The organism is Paenibacillus sp. sgz302114 (assembly GCF_056120345.1).
Genome location: NZ_JBVYOI010000005.1, coordinates 401,335 through 425,876, shown reverse-complemented (window position 1 = coordinate 425,876; position 24,542 = coordinate 401,335). Strand labels below are relative to the sequence as shown.

General features: G+C 52.5%; 20 protein-coding genes. 8 read left to right on the top strand and 12 right to left on the bottom strand.

Going from position 1 to position 24,542, the window contains the following annotated elements; translation table 11 throughout:
* Positions 1 to 22: 22 nt before the first annotated feature.
* Positions 23 to 1,492, bottom strand: a complete 1,470-nt coding sequence (locus AC0LWF_RS16290; RefSeq protein ID WP_474652579.1) for a DHA2 family efflux MFS transporter permease subunit — start codon at positions 1,490 to 1,492, stop codon at positions 23 to 25.
* A gap of 233 nt (positions 1,493 to 1,725) precedes the next feature.
* Here AC0LWF_RS16290 and AC0LWF_RS16285 point away from each other — a divergent pair, with 233 nt between their 5' ends.
* Entirely contained in the window at positions 1,726 to 2,325 is a 600-nt protein-coding gene (locus tag AC0LWF_RS16285; RefSeq protein ID WP_474652578.1) for a TetR/AcrR family transcriptional regulator, read from the top strand.
* A 92-nt stretch (positions 2,326 to 2,417) separates the two neighbouring features.
* On the opposite strand, the gene glpX is transcribed toward AC0LWF_RS16285, so the two are convergent.
* From glpX to AC0LWF_RS16270, 3 genes are all read right to left on the bottom strand, one after another.
* On the bottom strand, positions 2,418 to 3,386 hold the full coding sequence (glpX, locus tag AC0LWF_RS16280) for a class II fructose-bisphosphatase (protein WP_474652577.1): 969 nt from the start codon (positions 3,384 to 3,386) through the stop codon (positions 2,418 to 2,420).
* A gap of 161 nt (positions 3,387 to 3,547) precedes the next feature.
* Entirely contained in the window at positions 3,548 to 3,769 is a 222-nt protein-coding gene (locus tag AC0LWF_RS16275; RefSeq protein ID WP_090641524.1) for a helix-turn-helix domain-containing protein, read from the bottom strand.
* Between the two features lie 220 nt (positions 3,770 to 3,989).
* Positions 3,990 to 4,907 carry a phytanoyl-CoA dioxygenase family protein gene (locus AC0LWF_RS16270; protein WP_474652576.1) on the bottom strand — a complete coding sequence of 306 codons (918 nt, stop codon included), beginning with the start codon at positions 4,905 to 4,907 and terminating at the stop codon, positions 3,990 to 3,992.
* 141 nt (positions 4,908 to 5,048) lie between these two features.
* On the opposite strand from AC0LWF_RS16270, the gene AC0LWF_RS16265 reads away from it, so the two are divergent.
* The gene (locus tag AC0LWF_RS16265) at positions 5,049 to 5,927 is read left to right on the top strand and encodes a helix-turn-helix domain-containing protein (RefSeq protein ID WP_474652575.1); all 879 of its coding nucleotides are present in this window, start codon (positions 5,049 to 5,051) and stop codon (positions 5,925 to 5,927) included.
* Between the two features lie 68 nt (positions 5,928 to 5,995).
* Here the strand turns inward: AC0LWF_RS16265 and AC0LWF_RS16260 are convergent, their stop codons facing one another.
* On the bottom strand, positions 5,996 to 6,859 hold the full coding sequence (locus AC0LWF_RS16260) for a YhcN/YlaJ family sporulation lipoprotein (RefSeq protein ID WP_474652574.1): 864 nt from the start codon (positions 6,857 to 6,859) through the stop codon (positions 5,996 to 5,998).
* A gap of 126 nt (positions 6,860 to 6,985) precedes the next feature.
* Complete coding sequence (locus AC0LWF_RS16255; protein WP_474652573.1) at positions 6,986 to 7,966, bottom strand: aldo/keto reductase; 981 nt, start codon at positions 7,964 to 7,966, stop codon at positions 6,986 to 6,988.
* Positions 7,967 to 8,425: 459 nt separating this feature from the next.
* On the opposite strand from AC0LWF_RS16255, the gene AC0LWF_RS16250 reads away from it, so the two are divergent.
* The 4 genes from AC0LWF_RS16250 (at position 8,426) to AC0LWF_RS16235 (ending at position 12,528) form a co-directional block, all read left to right on the top strand.
* Positions 8,426 to 9,418, top strand: coding sequence for a ketoacyl-ACP synthase III (locus AC0LWF_RS16250; RefSeq protein WP_474652572.1), 993 nt, complete (start codon positions 8,426 to 8,428; stop codon positions 9,416 to 9,418).
* 135 nt (positions 9,419 to 9,553) lie between these two features.
* Positions 9,554 to 10,474 (top strand): J domain-containing protein, encoded by a 921-nt coding sequence (locus AC0LWF_RS16245; protein WP_474652571.1) that lies wholly within the window; start codon positions 9,554 to 9,556, stop codon positions 10,472 to 10,474.
* Between the two features lie 137 nt (positions 10,475 to 10,611).
* Positions 10,612 to 11,724: a glycosyltransferase family 4 protein gene (locus AC0LWF_RS16240; RefSeq protein ID WP_474652570.1), complete on the top strand. Its 1,113-nt coding sequence runs from the start codon at positions 10,612 to 10,614 to the stop codon at positions 11,722 to 11,724.
* Between the two features lie 87 nt (positions 11,725 to 11,811).
* Positions 11,812 to 12,528 (top strand): glycosyltransferase, encoded by a 717-nt coding sequence (locus AC0LWF_RS16235; protein ID WP_474652569.1) that lies wholly within the window; start codon positions 11,812 to 11,814, stop codon positions 12,526 to 12,528.
* A 69-nt stretch (positions 12,529 to 12,597) separates the two neighbouring features.
* On the opposite strand, the gene AC0LWF_RS16230 is transcribed toward AC0LWF_RS16235, so the two are convergent.
* The 6 genes from AC0LWF_RS16230 to AC0LWF_RS16205 all read right to left on the bottom strand — a co-directional run bounded on the left by AC0LWF_RS16230 (position 12,598) and on the right by AC0LWF_RS16205 (position 22,173).
* Positions 12,598 to 13,389, bottom strand: coding sequence for a lipid II flippase Amj family protein (locus tag AC0LWF_RS16230; RefSeq protein WP_474652568.1), 792 nt, complete (start codon positions 13,387 to 13,389; stop codon positions 12,598 to 12,600).
* A 32-nt stretch (positions 13,390 to 13,421) separates the two neighbouring features.
* Positions 13,422 to 13,892, bottom strand: a complete 471-nt coding sequence (locus AC0LWF_RS16225) for a GNAT family N-acetyltransferase (RefSeq protein WP_474652567.1) — start codon at positions 13,890 to 13,892, stop codon at positions 13,422 to 13,424.
* A gap of 370 nt (positions 13,893 to 14,262) precedes the next feature.
* A complete protein-coding gene (locus AC0LWF_RS16220) occupies positions 14,263 to 16,743 on the bottom strand; it encodes a carbohydrate-binding protein (protein WP_474652566.1) in 2,481 nt (826 codons plus the stop codon).
* Positions 16,744 to 16,808: 65 nt separating this feature from the next.
* A complete protein-coding gene (locus AC0LWF_RS16215; protein ID WP_474652565.1) occupies positions 16,809 to 18,779 on the bottom strand; it encodes a D-apionate lactonase family protein in 1,971 nt (656 codons plus the stop codon).
* Positions 18,780 to 18,902: 123 nt separating this feature from the next.
* On the bottom strand, positions 18,903 to 19,955 hold the full coding sequence (locus tag AC0LWF_RS16210; protein WP_474652564.1) for a Gfo/Idh/MocA family protein: 1,053 nt from the start codon (positions 19,953 to 19,955) through the stop codon (positions 18,903 to 18,905).
* 130 nt (positions 19,956 to 20,085) lie between these two features.
* Positions 20,086 to 22,173, bottom strand: a complete 2,088-nt coding sequence (locus AC0LWF_RS16205) for a response regulator transcription factor (RefSeq protein WP_474652563.1) — start codon at positions 22,171 to 22,173, stop codon at positions 20,086 to 20,088.
* A gap of 189 nt (positions 22,174 to 22,362) precedes the next feature.
* Between AC0LWF_RS16205 and AC0LWF_RS16200 the strand changes: the two genes are divergently transcribed.
* Together AC0LWF_RS16200 and AC0LWF_RS16195 are read left to right on the top strand one after the other, a co-directional pair.
* Entirely contained in the window at positions 22,363 to 23,130 is a 768-nt protein-coding gene (locus tag AC0LWF_RS16200; RefSeq protein WP_474652562.1) for a stalk domain-containing protein, read from the top strand.
* A gap of 134 nt (positions 23,131 to 23,264) precedes the next feature.
* Entirely contained in the window at positions 23,265 to 24,467 is a 1,203-nt protein-coding gene (locus AC0LWF_RS16195; protein WP_474652561.1) for an outer membrane protein assembly factor BamB family protein, read from the top strand.
* Positions 24,468 to 24,542 lie beyond the last annotated feature (75 nt).

Below are 24,542 nucleotides of genomic sequence, written 5' to 3'. Positions count from 1 at the left end.
CTGCTGGGCAGCTTTTGCATCTTTAACCGACGTGCATCATCATTTCAGGACGATTGCCCTCTTCACCTTCGACCGGCTCAGGCTTGCGAAGCACGAGACCAAGCACTGCACCGAATGCTGCGATGAACGTAAGGACGAGGAACGTGTCGCCGAACGAGCTCGAGAATGCTGCGAGCTGGCTCTTCGCGTTTGGAGCATACACGGTCATACGCTTCGCAAGAATGGTTGCAAGACCTGCTACTGCGAATGACGTCATTACTTGCTGCGCAGCGTTCGTCAGCGAGGTTACACGGCTAACGAGATCGCGAGGAGCGGATTGCATCAGATGCGTGTTTAGCGGCATCATCGACAGACCCATTCCAGCGCCAAGCAACGACAGCGGACCCATGATCATCATCAGGCCGGACGCTTCATCTACCCTGGACAGAATGAACGAAGCGACTGTAACGAGCAGCATACCTATGAACACAAGCGGTCTTGCGCCGACTTTGTCAAACAGCTTGCCGCCGATTGGCATGAACAGACCGGCTGCGATTGCTTGCGGCAGCATGATAAGGCCTGTTTTGAATGCTGAGTAGCCTAGAGCTTGCTGAAGCAGCATTGGAACGAGGAACATCGTGCCGAATAGCGCGATTTGGGAAATCCATTGTACCACGATGCCGCGTGAGAAGTCCGAAGAGCGGAATACGCGCAGCTCGAGCAGAGGCTCTTTGCGGGTAAGCTCAACGATTACGAATAATATAAGCGCGATTGCGCCAACTACGATACCTATGATTGTTTTTGCAGCCGTCCAGCTTACCGCACCTTCACTTACGCCATAAGACAAACCTGCGAAAGCGATTGGAGCCAGGATAAAGCCCAGCTTATCAAGCGCGGCAACAGCCTGACGCTCAATACGCGGAAGTGTTCGAATGCCAAGAAGAATACCAACTGCACCGATTGGCAGATTAATGAGGAACAACCATTTCCAGCTCACATAGTCAACGAGGTAACCGGCAAGTACCGGTCCAAGTGCCGGAGCAAGCAGAATCGGAATACCCATCATCCCCATAACCGCGCCGACTTTATCAGGCGGGCTTAGACGATATGTGAATGCCATTGCAATCGGAAGCACCATACCGCCGCCGACACCTTGAATAATACGGAATATAATAAGCATTTCTACCGAAGAAGCAAGTGCGCAGAGCAGTGATCCGACCGTAAACAGAAACACCGAGATCAGAAAAACCTGCTTCGCGCCGAATCGGTCTGACAGCCAGCCTGCGAGCGGAATAACCGCCGCTTGAGCAAGCGCGTAGCCTGTTACCGTCCACGATACGATTTGTGTCGTCGTGTGAAATTCTTCAACGAGGCCTGGAATGGCTACGTTAACTGCTGTACCATCAAGGACGACCATAAAAATACCGATAATAATAGCTGCGAGCGGGCCTAATATTTTCCGAATGGAAAACGGCTCTTCGCTTCTTGCAGCTGATGCTGCTTGTGCAGACATAGTTTAACCCTCCAGCTCCCTTAATTTTCCGTCTCTCTAGCTTCTTCCGCCATATGCTGCATTGACCCCCATTTAACAGAGGAGTACAATGTAGGCACAATAGCCTAACGAAACTTGACGGTTTTTTAGTAAATGGACAATTGTCCGCTTACTTTTCAGCTTACATGAACCGTCTCCGCGTTGTCAATGAACGACAATGTGAATTTTTTTCTAAATCAGGAGGTTCATGGTTCATGATGCAACGGAGCGAACGAAAGGATGCCGCCAGCAATCGCGAACTTATCCTTGATACTGCGTCCCAGTTGTTCCAGGAGCATGGTATCGACAGCGTCAGCATGCACCAGATTGCTAAAGCAGCCGGTGTCGGACAAGGCACGCTGTATAGGCGCTATTCCTCGAAAGCGGAACTGTGTCTGGATCTGTTCACGGAACGCTTTGGACGATTCGCAGGTGACATGAAGTCCAACACCCCGGCTGCAAAGCAGCCTGTCCGCGAGAAGCTGGCTCATTTCTTGGCTTGCTGGATCGATTTTGTCTCGACAGAATTGCAATGGTTTAATGCGATCAAGCCGGATGCGTGGTGTGCTGACGACGAGTTCAATGTTTTTCAGTCGGAACCATTCAACTTCGTCATTGGCTCGATCAAGCAATTGCTCGATGAAGCTGTAGCGGGCGGTGAAATCCGATCGCTGGATGCCGAATTTGCCGCTTTTCAAATCGCAACCTCGATGAGTCCAATCGCCTTCGCTTATTTCACTGAAGAACGCGGTCAATCGGCGGAGCAGCTGAAAGAACAGTATTTGCGCTATTATGACCGGTTATTTTTTGGATAACCAACTAAAAAAGGACGTTCCCATCGCTAGTTTGCGCCGTGGGAGCGTCCTTCTTACATGTAAATATCGGTTGCGCAGTCGTGCCGTGCTGGCTAAAGCTGGCCGAGCAGCGGCTTGTTCGGCAAGTAATGCTGTGATTTGATGTAACGAATCGTGCGCGTCTTCGCTCGCATGACGATCGAATGAGTCTCAGCGCACTGTCCCGGCAGCATCGTTACCCCGCCAAGAAACTCCCCAGGCGTCACCCCTGTAGCTGCAAAAATCACATCCGCATCCCCAACCATATCATCCATTCGCAGCAGCTTGCGCGGATTCGTTAAACCCATCGCGATGCAGCGTTTCTCCTGCTCTTCATTCTCAGGCATAAGTCTTCCTTGAATCTCGCCGCCTAAGCATTTGAGCGCCGCGGCCGCAAGCACGCCTTCCGGTGCGCCGCCGGAGCCGACATACAGGTCGATACCCGCCTCCGGGAATGCAGGAGCGATCGCGCCCGCGACATCGCCATCAGAGAGAAACTTGATGCGAACACCTACTTCGCGCAGCGCGCGTATGATGTCTGCATGGCGTTTACGATCAAGCAGCATGACTGTCAGATCAGATACCTGCTTGTTAAGCACAAGTGCAGCCTTCTCGACCGTCGTGCGAATCGGGTCTTCGATACTAAGCTTGCCGGCAAGCGACGGTCCGACTGCAAGCTTCTCCATATACATGTCTGGAGCATGCAGCAGCTTGCCCTTCGGGGCAACGGCAATGACCGCCATTGCATTGTTGAGTCCGCGCGCAACAAGCTCCGTCCCTTCAAGCGGATCAACGGCCACGTCGACCTCTGGGCCTTGAAGGTTGCCTACTTCCTCCCCGATATAGAGCATTGGCGCCTCATCCATCTCACCTTCGCCGATGACAACAGTGCCCCGCATCGACACGGAATCGAGCATGCCGCGCATCGCATTCGTCGCCGCTTCATCAGCATGGTGCTTGTCGCCCCGCCCCATCCACGGTGCGGCGGCCAGCGCCGCCAGCTCAGTGACGCGGACAATTTCAAGTGCAAGTTCACGTTCCATGTGCAGCCACACTCCCATTGATTATTTCTGGTGTTTTCTGAAGCTGGGCTACTAAAGAGGGCCGATGGAATAGTTCCAGTGAGTCAAAAAGCCTTCTTGCTTCGTCCCCGGAGAACCGGAGTCGATGCTAGAAGGCTGAGCAAGGTATGCGGTGGACTGCGTCAAATCTTTAACTCCCCAAGCTTTATTAGCTCGACAACCGCTTGTGAACGACCTTTAACGTTCAACTTTTGCATGACGTTGGATATGTGGTTTCGAACAGTTTTCTCGCTGATAAACAGCTGCTGCGCAATATCTCTCGTTGTTTTATCCTGTACTAGCAGCTCGAAAACCTCGCGTTCACGATGTGTTAAAAGAAACTTGCTCTTCTGGTCGCTACCCATTAATTTTGTCACCCCTCCTTGCTCGGGTTTTTATGTTTTACAAGGTTAAGGGATACAGTCAAAGTATATTATGATCAGGCGCATGTAGTGGTGCAGTATGTCTCGAAAAATGGGCGGGTATTTGTCGCATTGCAATTGTCCCTGTACAATCAGCCTAGATATGTAAAAACAAACAGCCATCCCTCAAACTCGGGATGGCTGTTTGTTTGTGATTTTCGCTCTATCTGCGCCAATAATTATTATGCGCGTACCGGTACTGCTCCGGCTGCTTCGGCTGATGAATTGCAAAGCCACCTTGCGGCTTATATGCAAAAGGCGTTTCGCCCTGTGCATACGAAGCCTGCTTACGGCGTTCGATGCAATCGTACAGCAAATGCTGCTTGAGCGCGAGATACTCGAGCGTGTGCGGACCGAATTCGGCTTCGATCTCACCAGGGCGGAACTCATAATAGACGGTACGGCGAAGCGGATTGCCATCGCCTGCCGGGGAGCCGTGCAGCACTTCGATATTGTGCAGAATCACATCGCCAGGCTGCATAGGCACCGGAATCGCATCATCCGTCGTAAAGCCTGGCTGCTTGACGCGTTTATCCGCATCTTCCGCACTCCAGCGGTTCGTGCCCGGAATAACCCAGAGACAGGTCTGCAGATCAGCTTCATCGAGATAGAAATCGACGTTGAAGATCGGCCTCGGATCGGTACAGCCTTCCGGAACGGCAGCGTCGCGGTGCCATGGCACGATTACGCCTTCATTCGGTGCTTTCAGCACCATGGAGTCCCAAGTCGGAATGAAATTCACGCCCTGCAGCTTCTCGACCGTTCTTAATATAAAAGGATGCGCGAGCAACACCTTCATCGGGTCGCTCTTCTCGATAACATACTCAATTCGGCGCAGAATGGGCTGGCCTGATTTCACGCCAACGCCATACATGAAATCGGGATGATCCACTTCCTCCGCGCTCCCTTGGTCAACGAGCTGCTGCATCTCTGCTTGCACGAGGCTCAGCTCTTCGCCGCGAAGGACATTTCGTATAACAAGAAAACCATTATCAAGGAAAAATTGCGCTTGCTCTTCGGTAATTACATCTTGCTCAGCTGCATCAACATGAGGTAGTTTGATATCAATCGCGCCCATCATCTATCGCTCCCAACCGTGTAATAACTGCTTCACACTTGTAGTATAAGGGAACGCATCGCTCAAGTAAGTAGTTAAAAGTAACAAAGTGGTTGCCGAAATCACGCGTTTCTGCCATCGTAAGAGAAGAAGAGGTGATTACACTTGACCAAGGTTCCTCTGCACCATCATCCGCTGCCAGAGCATGCGGCAGGGCTATATTTTCACCCTCCTTACATCACATTAGCGCACCTATTCCATGCCCCTTCGCAATGGGGTATTCAGAGCCGGATGCTTAGCAGCTATCAGCTGCAATACGTCGTCGAAGGGGCCGCTTTGTATACGATTGAAGGCCAGACCTATATTACAAGGCGCGGCGATCTCATCTATCACTCTCCGCAGCAAGTCCATGAAGTTCATACGATTCCGAATGAAAAATACATATGTATTTCGATTCTGTTCGATTTTGGCGAGATCCCTTACCCTGTCGAGCAGCTGCTCGGAACAAAACGCTACCTCGGCAATTTTGCCGGCCATACGATCGAGACGATGCTTACGCAGCTTATTACGCATTATCAGCAGCCCGGACTTGCCCATCATACTCAGTGCCAAGGCCTTCTGATGCGCATTCTCGGCGAACTGTCCGGTTGGAAGCAAGAACAGGAAACTAGAACCGAGCCTCAGCATAAAATTAAAACGAAAATGGTCCTCATCCGAAACTTTATCGCGAACAACTACAACAAGGACATTCGGCATCATGAGCTCGAACAGTTGTCCGGGCTTAGCCGCAACTATATTATCGTTAAGTTTCGCAGCGCCTTCGGCATCACTCCATTCGATTATTTAACGCGAGTGCGCATTGAACGAGCCAAGGAGCTTGCGATTCAGACGAACATGTCCATAAGCGAGATCGCGAATGCAGTCGGCTACTCGGATGTGCATACGTTTGGCCGTATGTTCAAGAAGAAGCTCGGTACAAGCTTCAGCCAATTCTGCTCGGCGATTGTAACGGATCGAATCGGGCGAATAAACGAAAACAACTGATTCGCGATCGCTCGCGAATCAGTTGTTTTCCATTTGCGAATAGTAATGTAGAACGCGGGTAATTATAGCTATTTGCGTGCTGGGAAGATACGGTCGACCATCGCGTTGAACTCCGCTATGAAGCCTTGAATCGGATGACCAAGCTTCACGTCATTCATATACGAAGCCATGCGGTCGACGAAGTCTGGGTTAGCAGACACGTATACCTCATTAATTTGCGGCGCCAACGATCTTACTTCGCTGGCAATCCGGCTTTTCAAATCGCTTGTAACCGTCAGTGAATTGGTTCTCAACGGGTTACTCATCGGTGTCGAGTAAGGGCGCACATGATTAATCTTTGGCGGCATGGTCCGCGTTGGCGTCGAGAGCGGCGCGCTGCGCATACTGAAGTTTTTGGTCGTCATATTCGGTGACGAGATTGAGCTTGCGCGCGTTTTTCCTTTGCTGCTCATACTCATGCTCGTACCGGACGACATAATCTTCATGTAAGGGCGCTGATAAGCTTGCTGCGTACGGCTAAGCGGTGTTGGCGCCGGCACGACGTTCATCGCCCTTGTCCCCTTAGCGGAGACGTTATGATCTTTGAACGAAACCGCAACATAGGCATTGTCATCGGTCAGCATGACATACGCTTTGTTCACCTCCGGCATCGCTTCGATCCGTTTGGCAATGGTATCACTCATCTCCAGACGGTAATTCTTGTGCAGACCAACAATGTTATTGCTGTTCAGACGATGACCGTCTACCCGGTTCATTTCATTCATCTGATCATTCGCAAATCTAGAATGAATGATTCGGTTGCCATTCATATCATAAGCTACACTATTGCCCCGGATATTACGGTTACCTAAGTCACCCTGCTTCTCCATACACCCTGTCAACATCGTCGTCAACATGGCGCCGGCTGCGAGCATTGCAAATTTCCGCTGCATGTGTCCCATCCTCCGTTTCATAAGGAACCGACTTAAGACGGCTCATTTATAGCGTTAACCGGACGGACACACGCTATGCTGGCAAGTTTTTAGGTTAAGTTACGCCTTTTTGCCTGGTGACTGTCCTTATAACGCGCCAACGACTCGATGAGGAACATAAAGCTCTTCAAGGGATGCTATTTCTTCTTGTGTTAACTTTAAGGCAAGCGAACCAATCGACTCTTCAAGCTGGGCGATGCTCGTCACACCGATAATGGGAGCTGTCACTGGTTCCTTCTGCAGCAGCCAGGCAAGCGCGATCTGTACACGAGGAACGCCCCGTTTCTCAGCGATTGCAGCAACCCGGTCGGAGATAAAACGATCCGCCTCTGCAGTTGCGTCATATTTCATTTTCTGCGCTTGATCGGTTTCGGAACGGTAAGTCGTGACAGACGCATCGCGAGCTAAGCGGCCAGAAGCAAGCGGGCTGTACGGGATCACGCCAATCTTCTCCGCCTTGCAGAGCGGCATCATTTCCCGCTCTTCTTCACGATAGATGAGGTTCATATGATTTTGCATTGCTACAAACCGCGTCCAACCATGCTGCTCCGCGACATGCAGCGCCTTCTGAAACTGCCATGCATACATGGCGGATGCACCAATATATCTAGCTTTTCCCGCCTTCACGACGTCATGCAAGGCTTCCATCGTTTCTTCGATGGGCGTATTGTAGTTCCAGCGGTGAATTTGGTACAAATCCACATACTCTGTCCCGAGCCGCTTCAGACTTGCATCAATTTGACTCATGATCGCTTTGCGCGATAGGCCGGCACCGTTTGGCCCTTCATTCATACGGAAGAACACCTTCGTAGCGATGACGATCTCATCCCGATTGGCGTAGTCCTTCAGAGCTCGTCCAACAATTTCCTCACTCGAGCCGCCGCCGTACACATTCGCCGTGTCAAAAAAATTAATGCCAAGGTCGAGCGCCCTCTTAATGACCGGACGGCTGTTCTCCTCATTAAGCACCCACGGATGCGTCCACTGCTCCGCTACGCCAAAGCTCATACAGCCAAGGCATAGACGGGAAACGTCCAAGCCACTATGACCGAGTTTCACATATTCCATTCGAATTGTCCCTGCTTTCTCATTTGGTATACCAAGAGTGTACAGTCTGGAGTTAGCTCCAAGTCAACAAGATGTTTCGGCTGTTTACCTTCTTCTCGATAGCCATTCATGACTCTTGCCCGATTTCCTGTTGCTTAAACTAGGCTTATCATCCAATTTAGCATCAAATATCACGTAGATGAATTCCTTTCTATATGAGATCTTACGAAACCATTTATCGGTAAAATTTGGTTACAATTGAGGCATATGATCTATAAAAGATAGGTTATAGACATGAGCATTAAAGTGATGTATGCTGATATTAGTACCAAGTACTAGTACCTGATATTAATAAATGTCATCGTGGAGAGATCAAGGATATCTAAATCAGACCTTCCCGTTTTTTTTGCACCCTTACAGCTAATACTGACGAAACAGGCAGCACTACGAATGACTACTCTTTAAAGGAGTTGACGAACGATGCCGCACTCATCACTGCGATCTCTTACTGCAATTACCGCCTTCGGCGCCTATGTGCCTGAACGCGTGCTGACGAATCATGATTTGGAACAGCTGGTGGATACGAATGATGAATGGATTTTTCAGCGAACGGGGATTAAGGAGCGCCGGATTGCCGCAGATGACCAGTTCTGCAGCGATATGTGCTTCGGTGCCGTCCGCGATTTGCAGCTGCGCTATGGTGTCGTGCTCGATGACGTCGACTATATCATCGTGGCAACGACGACGCCGGATACGTTCTTCCCGAGCATGTCCGCTCGCGTGCAAGCCGAGTTCGGTATCGCATCCTGCGGAGCTGTCGACATTCAAGCTGCATGTGCGGGCTTCGTCGCTGCACTTCAGATGGCGAATGGCCTCTTGCTCTCCGGCGTTTATCACAAAATATTAGTAATCGGCGCAGAGACACTCTCCAAAGCGACCGACTATACAGACCGCACCACTTGCATCCTGTTCGGCGACGGTGCAGGTGCAGCGCTGCTTGAGCGCGATGACGAAGGCGCCTTTCTGGCTTCTTACTCCGCCACGAACGGCGAGGACGGCCGTCATCTGTACCGCTCCAGCCTCGCAACTACGATAAACGGGCAGCCGATCCAAGCCAATGGACTCATCGTGCAAAATGGCCGCGAAGTGTACAAATGGGCAGTAACTACGGTGCCGAAGGGCATTAAGGCGCTGCTCGAGAACAGCGGCTACGGCGTCGAGGAAGTCGACTGGTTCGTGCCGCATAGCGCGAACATGCGGATCGTGGAATCGATCTGCGAGCGCACTGGCATTCCTCTGGAGCGCACGTTAACGAGCATGGCGCAGTATGGCAATACGTCTGCGGCCTCCATTCCGCTCGCGCTTGATCTGGCGATTAAGGATGGACGGATTGTTACCGGCGATACCGTTCTGCTGTACGGCTTCGGCGGCGGATTGACCGAGTCCGCGCTGCTGCTGCGTTGGACGCTTTAATGGCGCGTATGAAACAGTCCCTTTTGACTCGAGCAATGAGGGGCTGTTTTGTTTTATTTTGTCGATTGGGGGCAAAGGAAGTATACTAGTAATAATGCGTTTACAAGTTTAATAGAAAGAGAAGGTAGCCCCGCCATGAATGATCTGAAACAAGCCTATGAATTGCTCGGCCTGACTGAAGGTGCATCGAGGGAAGAAGTGGAGAAACGGTATTTCATATTGCTCCGGCGTGATCGCTCCAATAAGCAGCGCGAAGGAGATGAGCAAGATGACGCTCCTAGCTTGGAAGAGATCAACCGCGCGTACCGGCTTATCGTCGGCCATGAAGACGAGAAGACCATGGAGAAGTACAATGAGGCGTCTTATGGAAAATATAAATCGATGGGACCCGCGTTTCAGAAAATCGACCATTTCGTCAGCTATTATAAGTTTCACGTTCTCGGTGTCATTGCAGTGATCGCTATTCTGATCTATGGGCTTCACGCTTATGATGTTCACCGCAAGGAGAAAGCGGAGCTTGCGAAGCTGCCTCCGGTGGATGTGAGCGTCTCCTTCTTCGGCGAGTATTACAATGTGGACGGCACGTTCCAGAATTCCGATATGAAGCCGATTGAGACGAAGTTTACTTCGCAATTCCCGCAGTGGAAGCGCGTCGTTGCTTACTTTACTTTTGTCCCCCAAGAGTTGACGAGTCAGCAGGACTCCGCTTTGATGCAGAAGAGCATTATCGACCTTATGATGAACAAAGCCGATGTGTACATCTTGGATAAACCGAATTTCATTAAGCTGGCGCAAGACGGCTCGCTGCTCCCGCTGGACGGCGATGCAGCTAGCAAAATGAGCTTCTCCTACAAGCCTGAGTCGGCGTTCAAGACTGTTACCCAGGACGATCCGACACTGCACGTCTACGGCGTGGACATCGCCGGCAGCTCGCTGCTCAAAGACTTGCCGGTCATCGGCAAGGAATACATCGCCGCAATCCGCATCAACGGCGAGCATCATGACAATGCGTTCACGTTTATCCAGAAGTATGTGAATAGCGTGAAGACCAAATAGTTGGTTTGATGCTGGGAACCTCTGCTGCCTCTGGCGGCGGAGGTTTTTTGTGTGCGTTTTGGCCCAAGCCTCTCCCATTCCACCGACATACACTAGCAATAAGTGTCTATGTTAGCGTGTAAGAGAGGAAGATTGCGATGAAGCTGCTAGTTACTTATTTTATTCCGAGCGGCGGGATTGAGACGTTGAACCGGCTGCGCTTCCATGCCCTTCGCGCGGTAGGCATTGAGGTGCATGCACTGTACCTGTGGAATGGCGCGGGGAGGCAGAACATGGCGGACATCCCCCATTTTGTGACGAATAACGATCATGAAATCCAGACGGTCCTCCAAACAGGCCGTTATGACGCCATCATCGTCACCTGCGATCACCTGATGCTCCAGCGGCTGCGCGGACTTGGCTACACCGGCGCGCTTATCTACGAGGCGCAAGGGCTCGGAACGAAAGAGCAAGCGACTGGCACGCTCGCATTCGGCTCAACGTTTATCCGTGCTTTTGCAAATGCAGCCATCAGTACGCCGACCTCGCACCTTATGGAGCTGTTCCAAACCTACCTCGGCGACCTGCCCCGTTTCTACGTCCAAAATATGATCGACACGAACCAGTTCATCCATCTAGGTCCCGCAGCTGCTGCGCTTAATCCGTCAGGCGCACCGATCATCGGCTGGATCGGACGGCTGGAGCGCAACAAGAACTGGCCCCTCTTCCTCGATATTTGCAGCGTGCTTGCATCCCTGAGGCCGGATCTGCAAATCTGGATGTTCGAGGACGCCACCATCTCGGAGCCCTGCGAACGGGATCGATTCAACGCTCGCATTCGCGAGCTGAATCTGACACATCGGCTGACGGTCCGCTCCAACATTCCGCACAGCCAAATGCCGCTCTACTTAACTGCCATCGGGGATTCCGGCGGTCTACTCCTATCCACCTCCATAACCGAGGGCTTCGGCTATGCGGTTGCAGAGGCGATGAGCTGCCGCTGCCCGGTGCTGTCCACCGACTCCGACGGCGTCCGCTGTTTCATTGACCATAACCGAACAGGCAAATTTTTCAACTCTAGCACGATTCCCGAAGCGGTGCAGGCAGCAAGCGAGCTTATGGATAATTTGCCGCTGCGGAGCGCCATCCGCGGTGCAGCTGAGCAGCACATTCGAACGCATTTCTCGCCAACCCGCTATGCCGCGGATATCGTCAATATCCTCGTCGCCCTCAGACTCCGTCCTACGTCTAGCAACTGCTGCCAAAAATAGTCTTTTAACTAAGAACACCTGCTGTGTCTGCATCCGCCCTGTCCCCATATAGTGAAGATAGAATGAACTATCGCGAGGTGACCGATCATGCTGCCCAAAGTGTCTATCATCATCCCGTTCTACAACGATCCCTATGTCGATCAAGCGATCGTCAGCGCACTCTATCAGACGTATCCGAACATTGAGATTCTCGTCATCGACGATGGGTCGACGAAACATCAGGATGTGATTGCACCTTATCGATCCCGGATCATTTATCTTGGCAAAGCGAACGGGGGTACCGGCAGCGCACTCAATTACGGCATCGCGATGGCTACTGGCAAATACGTCGCTTGGCTGAGCTCTGATGATCGGTTTCTTCCTGACAAAGTCGAGCGGCAAGTGGCGTATATGGAACGGACTGGAGCACGCATCTGCCATACCGACTATCACGTCATGAACGAGTATGGCACCATTACGCAGCATGCAGCAGCAATTAAATTCCCATCGGCAAAGGCATTCATTAACGGCATTCGCCACGGCTGTCCGGTCAATGGCTGTACCATCATGATGACGAAGGAGCTGTTCCAGGACATCGGAGGCTTCAACGAGTCGCTTCCGTACACGCATGACTATGATTTATGGATCCGCGTGCTGCTGTCGAAGGTTGATTTTCACTATTTGAACGAGGTACTTACTGTCTATCGCCGTCATCAGCAAATGGGAACCGTCCGCAACTTCAGCACGGTTATGCAAGAAGCGAATATGGTGAATGCGACATATGCGGCGCTGCTCGATTCGCTGCTCGCACAGCTCCCTGGATAATAATGAAAACGGAGAAAGCCTGCCGGCACCTTGTGAAGTGCGCTAGCAGGCTTTTTGCTTGTTTATTGTTTAGATCATTTTCACAATATAACCGATAAAATATGCCGCTGGTATAAGAACGAACTGTGCGAGCATCGTCCCGAAGAAGCGGGCGGTCATGAGCACGACGTAGATTTTGCCGAGCCGGTCACGATGGGATTCGTCGCTTAGCGCTTTGTCTGTAATAAGCCCAAGCTGCGGGTCGATGAAGATGGTGAGCAGGATGGTCGCGACGCCGTTGATGAGGCCTGATGCCTGTGAGGCGGCAGTGCTGAATTGTGGGTATATATGCGCGGCATACAGGGAAGCCAGAACGCCGACGGTATAGAAGGAAGTCACGATCATGCTGAGCAAAATAAACTTTTTCGGAATGCCGAGGTAGCGGAAACGTTTGAAGTTAAACTTAGGTGCTTTGAGGTAATATTTCGTATTCTTCAGCTGGCCGATCGTGACGCTCGTGATGAGCTTCGGGAGTGAGCCTGCAATCTCAAGCTTGGCAATCAATCTGCCGAACAGGTTCACGAAAGTGGGAAAAAGAATGATCGCGAACAGTGTCCCAATCGACGAGGCGAGCAAAATAAATCGCAAATACGTGAGCAACTGGAACGTCGCATGATGCTTCGCGTAATCGACGAACTTGGCGGTCAGCGGCGCTTGAATGAGGTTCGCCGTACGTGAGACAAGGACGATGATCCCGGTCAGCGACAGCGCGACTGCGATTTTGTTGAGCCGGACGCCTGCGAGCCGTACCGCATAGGACAGTGTTTCTGTTGTATGGATAATCATCGTCATAATGAATACGATAATGAGATTGTTCGTCAACGGCGCGTCATCTCCATAGCGTTCAAAATGGGCTACCAGTGTTTCTCCAGCGCTTCCTCACTCGGGCGGAATCCGCTTCTTTCATAGAATTGGACGCTTGTGCTGCTTGGCCATAGAATGAGAAACTCGACCGCTTGCTCCTTCGCCCACAGCTCCATCGACTGATGAATTTGAGTTCCGATCCCTCGGCCTCGATAAGCGGGTCTTGTGTATACGTTTGTGACATAGCCGAAGTACGGGTCCTCGACTCTGCCAGGTCTTGGCACCTTATGAATGAGCTGCAAATACATATGCGAGACAATTCGCCCGTCCTCTTCGGCGACCCAGATGTACCAGTCTCCGCCTGAGATTGCCCGTTCGAGAAACGCCGAGCACGTTCTGTAGAACTGCTCTTCTCCTTCGGTCTCCTGCTGCAGCTCTGGATAATCCTCCATCGTGAACTCATAGCGGATCTGGGCAAGCTCGCTAATATCGTTAACTGTTGCGAGTCGAATCGTTGTCATAAGACCCCTCCTTGTCTGTTCAACTCTACTATACTAAAACTACTCTACGAATGGAAAATCTATGATAACTATACAAAAAAATCCCTGTAACCCGGTTCTCAAACAAGCCTTGCTACTCGCCGATTCTACCTCCTCCACCGAGCATATGAGTAGCCGACTTCTCTAAGCCTCAAAAGGATTCACACGTTCTCTGAGGCCACTTCGCCGTGAAGTGCGGCATTCTTAGTTACGAGAGAGTCTTTATCAATTTTCGGCGCGTTTTGGATGCTGAGAGCACGCATGTGTCCTCTCAACCAACCAGCCCCACAGAAAAAAGGCGCGGCCACTTTCACGCCGCGCCTGCCACTACCACCCTACTGACTCCAACACCTTAAAACCCGCTATTACCGTTCAATATCGGCACGACCACGCTGCTCGCATTCATATAGTTCGCCAAGGCATTGCCGCTGGCGACGTTAAAGCCAAACTGTGTGCGGCCGCCGCTGTCGCCGTAGGCAGTGTTGTCGATATGGATCCCCTCGGTCTCACCGTTTGTGATCGTGTTCAGCTCAATCCTCACATTTTGCATCGGATTCACATCCAGCCAGAAATGAAGGCTCGCATGATTGTGCCCCGCATGCCCGGCTTTGTTGATCGTGTTGCGCTGGATCTTGAGGCCGTCAATCGTATACGAAGGCTTTGATGGCTCAACCGGCTCCGTCGTCACGATCATGCCAGCATTGTAGATGCCGTCGATCACATTGTCGCGATAGATCAAGCTGTTGCCGCCAACGTCAGACATCCCTCTGCCCCAATAGCTCGCAATGATGGTATTGAACTGCGCGGTATTATTTTGCGCGACGGTATCGAAATTCATCAGGTTCACTTGCGCAACGCCGTCATCGCCCAAGCCGCGCATGAAGTTGTTCTGCGCCAGGTTATTCGCGTCGCCGCCATCTCCCCAGTGAATCGCGTCAAAATACGTATTCATAATCCGGTTGCCCTGAATGATCGAATTCGACCAGTCATTCCAGCCTTCGAAACAGCCGACATGCTCGCCCCATAGATTTTGCAGCACATTGTTCGAGCCTGCGCCTGCCGTTGTTGCAATGATGATCCCATAACGCGAGTCACGCTGCGTATCGACGCCGCTGATGCGAAGATCGGAGATCGTCGTATTGTCGTTAATCTGGAAACCGACATCGCCGCCCCAGTCACTATTCGTAATCGTGCTATGCAGATGCGAATACCAGATACCCGCGCCTTTGATCGTCACGCCCGACGGTACTTGAATTTTGTCACTCTGGTTATATGTGCCCGGTGGAAACCAGACCCCCTTGCCTGCACTTGCTGCAGCATTAACGGCATCCTGAATCGCGGTCGTATCATCGTCTACCCCATCGCCGACTGCATTGTACGGAGCCGACTTGACCGAGATGAAGTTCGCCGGCATCACAAGCGGCGCTCCCGCCGTCTCCAAATCGATTAGATCAATCCCGTACCACGCCAAGCTGTTCCCGGAATCCTTCTGGATTTTGACCGTATCACCCGCATTCAGCTCCACTACAAAATCCTTATCATCGAAGCTGCGCACATACGTCGACCCCGGCGCCGTATCATAGTTAAACGTCGAAGCCAGCGCGAGATCTTGACGTTTCTCACCATTGACGTAGAGGGCAATGGCGCCGCTTGTATTCTGTGGGATGCTGTAACGCAGCACGAGCCGGTTCGCATCGCGGACATTCGTCCACGTCACGGATTCGCCGGTCGCATCGAGGTGGACGTAGCTTTTGCCAGAGGAAGCTTCCTTTTTCACGGCCGTATCGTTGTTTAAAGTCGCACCGCCTCCCAGCGTACCGCCCTCCGCCTCGTATGTTGTAAAAGGAACCGTCGCTCCCCTTGTGTTGTTATTCGTCAATCGGAACCAGTTGATGTTGGCAATTCCTGAGCCGACGACGCCTTTGATATACAAGTTGTGCACGCCCGTAGCGGAACCAGTAATCGGCCAAACTTGCGTCTCGAACGTTGACCAGCTGTCCGTGTTCGCCACTGTGAACGTGCTGATAACAGGCCCGCTCAAGCTGTCCAGCCGCACCTCAAACGTGTTGCCTGTTACGATGGCCGCGACACGCGCCTCCAGTGTCTTGTAGCCGCCGCTTAGATTCACGTTTTTAAAAACGAGATAATCATCCGCATCAAAGCTGCCCACCTCCGAGCCGCCGCCCGTATCATTAGTAGTCGAAGCCGTCACGCTTGACATCGCGTCGTACCCTTCCGCTTCAAGCTTCACAGCCGTCGTCATCTTAATGACAGGCGACCAATGCGTCTCGTCAAAATTCATGCTGCCGTTCGCGCCAATCGTAAAATAAATCGCGTCCCCCGCTTCCACATGAATATCGGAGACGCCGCTTGGTGTCACATCCGCCGACGATGTAACAGTCGCACTCCACAGCTGCGCCGTGTTTTTGTAAATCCGCGCAATGACGCCGTTGCTGCTCGCATTAACTTTCGTAATCGTTCCTGCAATTGCGATGTTCCCGGCTTGCGGAGCGACCCACTTCTTCACCGCATCGGAAGTCGTATCTGGATGAAAGAACGAATCCCGGACGTAGGGATAACCGGAAGCTTCCTTCCATCGTGCCGGGGCAGTCGCATCATATTGGCTAAGATACGAATACGTCGTACCCGACTTCTTCATGTTGAACCAGTTGTTTACGCCTTGAACGGAACCGAAGGAAGAATGCGCGCTGTACGTGACCGTCTCCAGAACTGGAGCTGCCTCCGACTTCTTCGCGTCTGTTACGAAACAGCTTGCGATTAGAGCTGCAGCTAGAACGCCGCAGATCCCATACTTCAGCATGTTTCTTAACATGCATGCATTTCCCCTTTTTGGGTCGGTTGGATTGTTCGCGGGCCGAGAAGCGGATTCTCCGACTCTCAGGCTCCATAATCTACTATCACGAAAGCGAACGGCTTCAGCATCAGCTCAAGCATGCCCGAAGCCACCTGCTGTGATGGCAACGGGCGTTCCTCCATCCGCAGCGACGAGGCATCCGCTGCTGCGAAGCTGCGCTCGTCAAGAACGCGCAGCCGCGACGGCAACAACCCGCCGGCCAGCTTCACTTGCACCGTTACCGCTTCATTCGTATAGTTGGCAAGCAGCAGCGCGATCCGGCCATCACTTCCACGCACCGCCGACGCTTCGCAGATTAATGGATCGGATACGCGGCAATCCAGCAGCTCCCCGCCTTGAAGCTCGCCAGCTGCAGCGAGCGAATGGAACAGCGGATACACCGGATTCGCACCTTCCCCCATCACTCCAAGCGGGCCGACCGTCTCGTAATAGCACACGCGATCCGCACCTGCTTCCGCCAGATGGCGCAAGCTGCCGAGTGTCCAGCCTGCCCCGAACAAGGACCACTGTCGCGCATCAACATGATTCGCGCGATCCTCCGCCATGCGCCTGCCCTCTTCGCTTGCTGCAACCGGGTTCATGCGCGGCTTGAGCGTGATCGGTCCGACGCTGAGCGCAAGCCCCGGCGCAAGCTCTCGAGCGCTGCGCACCGTATCTCCTTGCGCGGAAACGGTCTCCGCTATGGATGCCGTATCGAAGGCATGCACCTGCGGATTGATCGTATACATCACCGCTTCTAGCTGCGGCGCGAACGGTTGCTGCGCACGGTTCAGCTCAGTGAAGAAAGCCCGCGTTCCGCCGCCGACCTTGAACCGCAGCCCCGCCTCGTCCCGCAGCCTGCGAAGCTCGGCCAGCAGCTCGCCCGAGCTTACAACGCTGGCCTCTTCGTAAATAAATACCGTGTCTATGAGCGAGCCACCGCCTGCAACAGCAATCGCCATAACCAACGCCTGCAGCTGTCCCTGTTGCAACACAGGGTCGCCACTGCTAACGACCACTTCCAGCTCCAAACACGCACCAAGCCTAGCCGCGGCATCCGACGCACAAGCGAGTGTCGACTCCCAATCTAGCCCAGACAGCTTCAATAACGATCTCACAAACGAGAGCTTCAACCGCTGAAGCGCTTCGATTTCCCGCTCATTATGCATATGATCAGGCGTTGCGGACAAGCCAACCTCTGGCACCCGTCCAATAACCGCTTCTCCAAGCTCGACTGTCGCCGCTAAAGCAATATCGTCCGCTAAAGCGAGCCCGCCACCCTCCACTCCGCCAACATGCGGCTCCGTGCCAATTAGCTGAAGCGTAACTTGCTGCTGCACATGCTGCCCTTGCGCGATTTCAACCGGATAAGGCAGGCGCAGCGGCGTACAGTAGGTTTTAAAGGAGGCATCCGTCCAGTTGCGCTGATCCTCCATCTCGAACAGGTCGCCTGCAAAGCGCAGCTCTGCCGACACTCTCTCCGTAACAGCATGACGAATGGCTGTCATATCGAAGAAAGGCTGATGCGGCGATATCCGTTCAGGGAACGCTCCCGCGATGACACCGCCATCAGCGGTCTCTACCTGGGCCGGACAACCCGCGAGCGAGGATGGATGCAGGACGCAGAAGCCGATGCGATTGCGAAGGAAGCTGCTGCCTGCAATTCCATCAAACGAGAACGTAATTGTGCCGTCCGCTTCGCCGACGATCAAGCCCTTCCATTCGAAATCCACCTCGCCCTGCCGATGCTCCGCGACAAAAGCGACCTCGAACGAATCAGCGCGCCGCGTCACTTGCTGCTCGCGAAACACCGGCTTAATCGTGCCCCAATTCTGGTCACGAATAGCCGCATAGATGCCGCGGACAATCTCCTGTCCCCGGTAACGGATATACCGCAGCCCGCCTTCCTCCAATATGGCGGTAAGCGGTCCAGCTTGCAGCCTGCGCCGCTCAGGCAACGACTCAGATGAGCCGTAACGCAGCTGCCTTACATCGTATTCGCTGCGGCTTACCATCCTGGAACCACCAGAACCTTTTCCCCGTCAACCACTCGCTTTGCCATCGACCTCTTCGCTCCCCCTTCACACCTGACCGCATTCCAGCTCAACCGTTCCGCTAGCTTCCGTCCGTATACTAAACTAAGATTCAAAGCCTATCGCTTGATGAGTTCTCGCACTTTCGTATGCGGAGAAGGTTAACCGCAGCGTCCGCAAATTGTCTTCACCGCTCGTTTGGAACGGCTCGCCCGACTCCAAGCATTGGACAAAATGCGATGACAGCCGATAGTGGCTCTCATCGTGATCAAGCTCGGTCGGTCCAGTCAACACACGCTTGCCGCCGTTATTGTCGATGATGGCAATGCTGCCATCTCCATATAGCTTCAATGTCGCTTTGTCGCCGTCAATGACGAACTGCTCGATATGATGCGCCAGCACGATGTCCGGTTCAAGCGCTCCGTGCAGCTCCCGGCGCGTTGCCCAGCTCATATCCAGCATGCCGTAGAAACCGTCGTGTCCGAGCGTTACGATACCCGAATCCTCCCCAATGACATGCGGGCTGCTGTACTGAAATTCCGCATAGAGCCGCTTCGGCTCGCCAAGCAGAAAGCGCCATGTATCGAACCAGTGAACACCCATCTCGTAGAAGAGAAGACGCGGCATCTGCCTGAAGAACGGCTGCGGCAGCTTCATGTCCTGCGACATCCTCATCGTAAAATAATCCGAGTGCATATACAGCGCAGCCAGCACACGGCCAAGCTCGCCTTCATCCAACACCCGCTTCATCGTCTGGAAGATCGACAGCCAGCGCCAATTCTCCGTCACCATGAGCCGCACTCCTGCATCAGAGGCTGCCTTCACCATCCGCTCCGCTTCCTCGAAGGATTCGGCGAAAGGCTTCTGACAAAGCACATGTTTCCCTGCCTTTGCTGCCAGCTCGACGAAGGCCGGATGTGTCTCCGGACCGGTTACAATATCAACAATATCGATATCCGCCTTCTCCAGCATCTCCTCAAGCGATCCGTAGAGCTGTTCCTCGGGAACGCGGTAACGGCGCCCTTTTTCGATCATTTTATCCCGGCTCCGATTGCATAGAGCGGCAATTTGTACATTCGGAATGCGGCTCCAAGCCTGTAGATGCTTCTCCGACCAGAACCCTGTCCCAACAAGCCCAATTCTCCAAACCACCATCATTCGCCCCTCATTCGTTCGTTTTCGTGTCGGAAATACAAAAAGTATGTATATTGTATACATTCATTGCCGAACTCGATATTCCTCCAACGGATTGGGCTTATTTTATAAAATATATGACTGGGTTCGATGACTATGCTTTGCGGGAAACTGCCGGGAGCTTGTTCAGCAGCTGCACGCGGTTTTTTACGCTCGCCTTCTTAAAAATATTCGAAATATGCTTCTTCACCGTCGCTTCGCTTAGACAAAGCTCGCTTGCGATTTCTTTGTTTGAGCGTCCTGCGACGAGAAGCCGTGTCACCTCTTGCTCGCGGAACGAGAGCAGCACCTCCGGCGCCCCAGACACTTCTGCGGCTTCTTGCTTCTGCTCCTCCGCGCGTCTGCTCTGCACGGCATCCTCTTCGGGCAGATCGAAGGAAGCAATCATTTTGCTCAAATAGCTGTGAAGCTTGCTGCCTCTTGTATCCATGAAATAATAGCGGTTCTCGGTCACCCCGTCGTAATCAGAATGCGTGACTCCTTCCACAACCTCGAGTCCAAGGCTCGTGCAGATCGCATAGGAAATTGGGTTCTCCGTTGGCGCTGCGACCACGAACCCGGCAGTAAGGATATGGGAGATAAACGTAAATAAGGACGCCTGCATCATCGAAATATCGGAGAAATCGTAGACATCAAGGATTTTCACAAAATAACCGGCTTTCGTATGCCCAGGTACCATTAGCCCGCTTCGTTCAGAATGAGAAAGATGATTGAAATATGCCGACGATATCGGACTCGACTGTAAGTAATTCATCGTCTTCTTGTTGATTGGTATAATCTCCATCAAGCCATAGATGGCGCCTTCGGCGTTGCGAATGAGCTTCACACAGGTCGGATCAAGCTCGTATAGCTCTTTCATGCGGATCTGATTCAGAATCCCGAGGCTCTCGCTCGCCGTGAGTATGTATTCTTCCTGCAGACCGGTTTCCCTGTTAATAAAGTGGAGGACGGCATCGCGGGCCGTCTGCCTTCTGTGCTCCATATACCGCTCAGCCTCCTCCCAATTCGACGGATGGAGCGGCTCGGCGCCGAAGGAGATCGACTGCTGATAGAGCAGGAATTGAAGGAACTGGTTGCCGATATAGAATAGAATCTCTCCGTTCTCCCATGCCGCGGTCTTCTGCTTTGCGGATTGCTTCATCTTGTCGCAATAGAAGAGAACGCAGCGCTTCCATATCCGGTGGTAATATTCTGGCCTGCGCAGCCGCAGATCCGCGCCGATTGCGTCCCTAAGCAAATCATGCAGCAGCCAGCCCCGCTCTACGCGCTGCACGAAGGAGTAACCGGTGAGCTTCAGAAACTGCTCGTTCGTCACCGGCTTCTCCAGCACTCGGCTAAGCAGGTCCTGATTGAAGCTGCGAAGCACCGCCGACGCCTCTACCAATTCCCGCATATCCGGGTCAGGCACTTCACGCAGCCATGTACTGACGACGTGCATAAACACTTCGCTGTCTGCGAATGTCTCCTTTGGCAGAGCGCCAGCGAGCGTTGTTGAGACGAGCAGCGAAAGCGTTAGCGGATGTCCCTTCGTTCTGCTCCAAATCCGCTTGATGTTGTCTGCCTTTACGATACCGAAGCGCTCCAGATAGAGCTGCGCAGCATCGTAATTGAGGTCGCTAAGCGACAGCTGGTGGATGAGCTGCCGCCAGCCTGGAGAAGACAGCCACGCCCCTTGCAGCCTGAACCTGCCAGCAACAATGACGAGAATGCCCGGGTGCAGCTGTGCGAGAAACTGCTCCCGCAGCCAATATTCCATCTCGCCGAACGACTCGAAGGAATCGAGCGCCAGCACCATTTTGCCGTGAAGCGCCATATCCGCCAATGCTTGCAAGCAGCTCTCGATCAATTGTCCGACGTCGCTGCTTTGAAGAATCGACTGCATCGGGTAACGGATCGCACGCAGAACGTGATGGCAGAAGTCCACCGGATTGCCGGGGAAGACGCGGCAGTCCAGCAGAAGAAATTGAACGTTCCGCTGACTTGCTAACCGCCTGAACTCGTGCAGCAGATAGCTTTTGCCAATTCCTCCAGTCCCGTACACATTGATAATACCGCCTTGATCTGATGCCCCTTGAAGCCGATCAACAAAGAACTCAATCTCTTTATCCCGTCCAACAAGGTAGTGCTGTTCCATCAAATCGAGTGTCCGCGCTACCCGCTCATTGCCGCTGCCTCTCTCCATGTCCACGCCCCTCTTATCTCAGCATCAGGTTCCGTGAATACCGCTCGAGGTACTCCTTTTTTACAACTTTCGGATAATGTTTATTTTACAGCCGCCATGCTATTTTTGAAATATCTGTAAGTGAGCCTGTTGGCCTAATTTGCTGCATTTATTGTGGAACCTATAAATTTTTTTGGGAGGCTTCTAGTAATGAAGAAAAAAAGCATGATTGCCTTGTTATCTGCCACAGCGCTGCTTTCGATGACTACGGGAGCGTTCGCAGCCACGACGTCAACGACGATTAAGGCTGTGCTCGACGGGACGCTTCACTTCAAGAAAGACGGCAAAGACTGGCAGCCTACCGATGCGAATGGCAATAAGAAGCTCCCAATCACGTACAAAGGCACTACCTATCTGCCGCTGCGTTCGACTGCAGACGCGCTCGGCGTACCTCTGAAGTATGATGCTTCAACGAAGACCGTCAGTCTCGGCGAATCGGGCACGACAGCGACGAATAAACGCGTCACCTTCTATGACAAGCATATTAGGATGGTCAAAGACTATACCGTCAAATATTACGATGTGATCAACAAAGCGCAGCTCGTGTTTGATGGCAAGCAGTATAACGGTGCGTACTCCTTCGCGGTAGCCCATACGGAAGATTATTATTTGTCCTTTGATTTCGGTGCGAAGTATAACACGCTTCACCTTGTGGTCGTCCCTGAGGTCGATATGAAGATGAAAGTGTATAACGGTGACAAACAGCAGCTCTCCGATGTCATCTCACTCTACAAAGGCGAAGTGAAAGAGGTCGACGTCGATTTGCAGGGAAGCCAATCCGCGATGATCTACGGCTATGACGTTGACTATGGCAAGGATGTCTTCCTTAATATTTTGAAAGACAGCTACGTAACGAATGAGCCCATTCCTGGTCCTGGCCTGCAGCCACCTGATGATATCGGCTCAACAATCCATTAATTACGAACACCTTCAAGAGTCGCTGCCCGCTTATGACAAGGGGGACTTCTTCTTGAAGGTGTTTCTTTATGCACTATTTCGCAGCATCTTCCAATATATATGGAGCACAGGCAAGTTATGAAAGGAGGAGCTATGTGATTCCGAAACGTAGAAGGTGGCTGCTCTTGTGGTCGCTCTGCATTTGCGCGCTTATTTGGATGCCGATGACCGCAGATGCATTCACGCCTATTAAGATTAAACCTGGCATCCCAGTTAAACCGATTCAACTCATACCAATCGGTAAACGAATCTGGTCCAAACAGATTGGCCAAGGGAATGAGACGGCGCCTGCCATTGGACCGGACGGTACTGTCTATATGCATGTCGTTCTAGGCTTCCTTGTCGCCTATAACCCGGATGGTACGGTCAAATGGACGCAAAGCGGTTTTTCATATATTACGTCCATCACGGTTCAACCTGATGATGGCACGGTGTACGTGACTGACGACTATAAGCTGTACGCCTATACGCCGGCCAGCAAGCTAAAGTGGAGCATCTCGCTCCCTTACTCGACGCCACCTCTGCTGGGCAGAGACGGCACGATTTACGTCGTTACGAATATGGGAGAGCGATCAACGCTGCAAGCAGTTTCTCCTTCGGGGACAATCAAAGGGCATTTGGACCTGGATCAGGCGAGTTCTACAGTAGGAGGCGCAATCGGAACGGACGGCACAATCTATCTCGGCGGGAATCATGGTACGCTGTACGCCGTGTCACCTCAAACCACCGTTACCATCACGGCTCCGTCAATCGGGCATCTTCCTGCAAAAATCATAACAAGGCTTACGCCGATCCCGCATCTAAAGTGGAAGACAATTCTCGAGGGCAGCTATGCGAGCCTAGCATTCGATCCGGACGGGAATCTCTACGCCGTTTCAAACGATCATCATCTCTATAAAATAAACCCTTCTACCAAGGCGGCGACCGTGTTGATCACTGCGAATGGTATGTTCGCCAATGCGCCGGTCATTGGAGCCGATCATACGATCTATGCAGCCGCCTCAGACCGCTTTTATGCGCTTAATCCGAACGGGACGGTCAAATGGTCCTATCAAACGCACGGAACCGTTACGACTTCAGCGACACTTGACGCGATGGGCAAGGTCTTCTTTGGTTCGAATGACAACTACCTGTATGCTCTTTATACAGATGGAACTGTGCTCTGGAAATACAAGACAGGCGGCGCGATCCTTCATACTCCGCTAATCGATCCGGTGCGACCCGTTGATCGGCAGCCGGTTTATATCGTATCGGACGACGGCAAGCTGTATGCCGTAAGGGCTCCCGGATCTATCTAGTTACCTGCCTATTAAATTAAAGAAGTCCCCGCGGGATCAATGGCTCTCGGGGGACTTCTTTGTATGCTTTATCGT

Coding starts and splice junctions, on each gene's coding strand:
- AC0LWF_RS16210 (WP_474652564.1), bottom strand. CDS start 19,955: ATGATGGTGGTTTGGAGAATTGGGCTTGTTGGGACAGGGTTCTGGTCG.
- AC0LWF_RS16275 (WP_090641524.1), bottom strand. CDS start 3,769: ATGGGTAGCGACCAGAAGAGCAAGTTTCTTTTAACACATCGTGAACGC.
- AC0LWF_RS16270 (WP_474652576.1), bottom strand. CDS start 4,907: ATGATGGGCGCGATTGATATCAAACTACCTCATGTTGATGCAGCTGAG.
- AC0LWF_RS16215 (WP_474652565.1), bottom strand. CDS start 18,779: ATGGTAAGCCGCAGCGAATACGATGTAAGGCAGCTGCGTTACGGCTCA.
- AC0LWF_RS16235 (WP_474652569.1), top strand. CDS start 11,812: ATGCTGCCCAAAGTGTCTATCATCATCCCGTTCTACAACGATCCCTAT.
- AC0LWF_RS16240 (WP_474652570.1), top strand. CDS start 10,612: ATGAAGCTGCTAGTTACTTATTTTATTCCGAGCGGCGGGATTGAGACG.
- AC0LWF_RS16205 (WP_474652563.1), bottom strand. CDS start 22,173: ATGGAGAGAGGCAGCGGCAATGAGCGGGTAGCGCGGACACTCGATTTG.
- glpX (WP_474652577.1), bottom strand. CDS start 3,386: ATGGAACGTGAACTTGCACTTGAAATTGTCCGCGTCACTGAGCTGGCG.
- AC0LWF_RS16250 (WP_474652572.1), top strand. CDS start 8,426: ATGCCGCACTCATCACTGCGATCTCTTACTGCAATTACCGCCTTCGGC.
- AC0LWF_RS16200 (WP_474652562.1), top strand. CDS start 22,363: ATGAAGAAAAAAAGCATGATTGCCTTGTTATCTGCCACAGCGCTGCTT.
- AC0LWF_RS16285 (WP_474652578.1), top strand. CDS start 1,726: ATGATGCAACGGAGCGAACGAAAGGATGCCGCCAGCAATCGCGAACTT.
- AC0LWF_RS16220 (WP_474652566.1), bottom strand. CDS start 16,743: ATGTTAAGAAACATGCTGAAGTATGGGATCTGCGGCGTTCTAGCTGCA.
- AC0LWF_RS16245 (WP_474652571.1), top strand. CDS start 9,554: ATGAATGATCTGAAACAAGCCTATGAATTGCTCGGCCTGACTGAAGGT.
- AC0LWF_RS16225 (WP_474652567.1), bottom strand. CDS start 13,892: ATGACAACGATTCGACTCGCAACAGTTAACGATATTAGCGAGCTTGCC.
- AC0LWF_RS16260 (WP_474652574.1), bottom strand. CDS start 6,859: ATGCAGCGGAAATTTGCAATGCTCGCAGCCGGCGCCATGTTGACGACG.
- AC0LWF_RS16290 (WP_474652579.1), bottom strand. CDS start 1,492: ATGTCTGCACAAGCAGCATCAGCTGCAAGAAGCGAAGAGCCGTTTTCC.
- AC0LWF_RS16255 (WP_474652573.1), bottom strand. CDS start 7,966: ATGGAATATGTGAAACTCGGTCATAGTGGCTTGGACGTTTCCCGTCTA.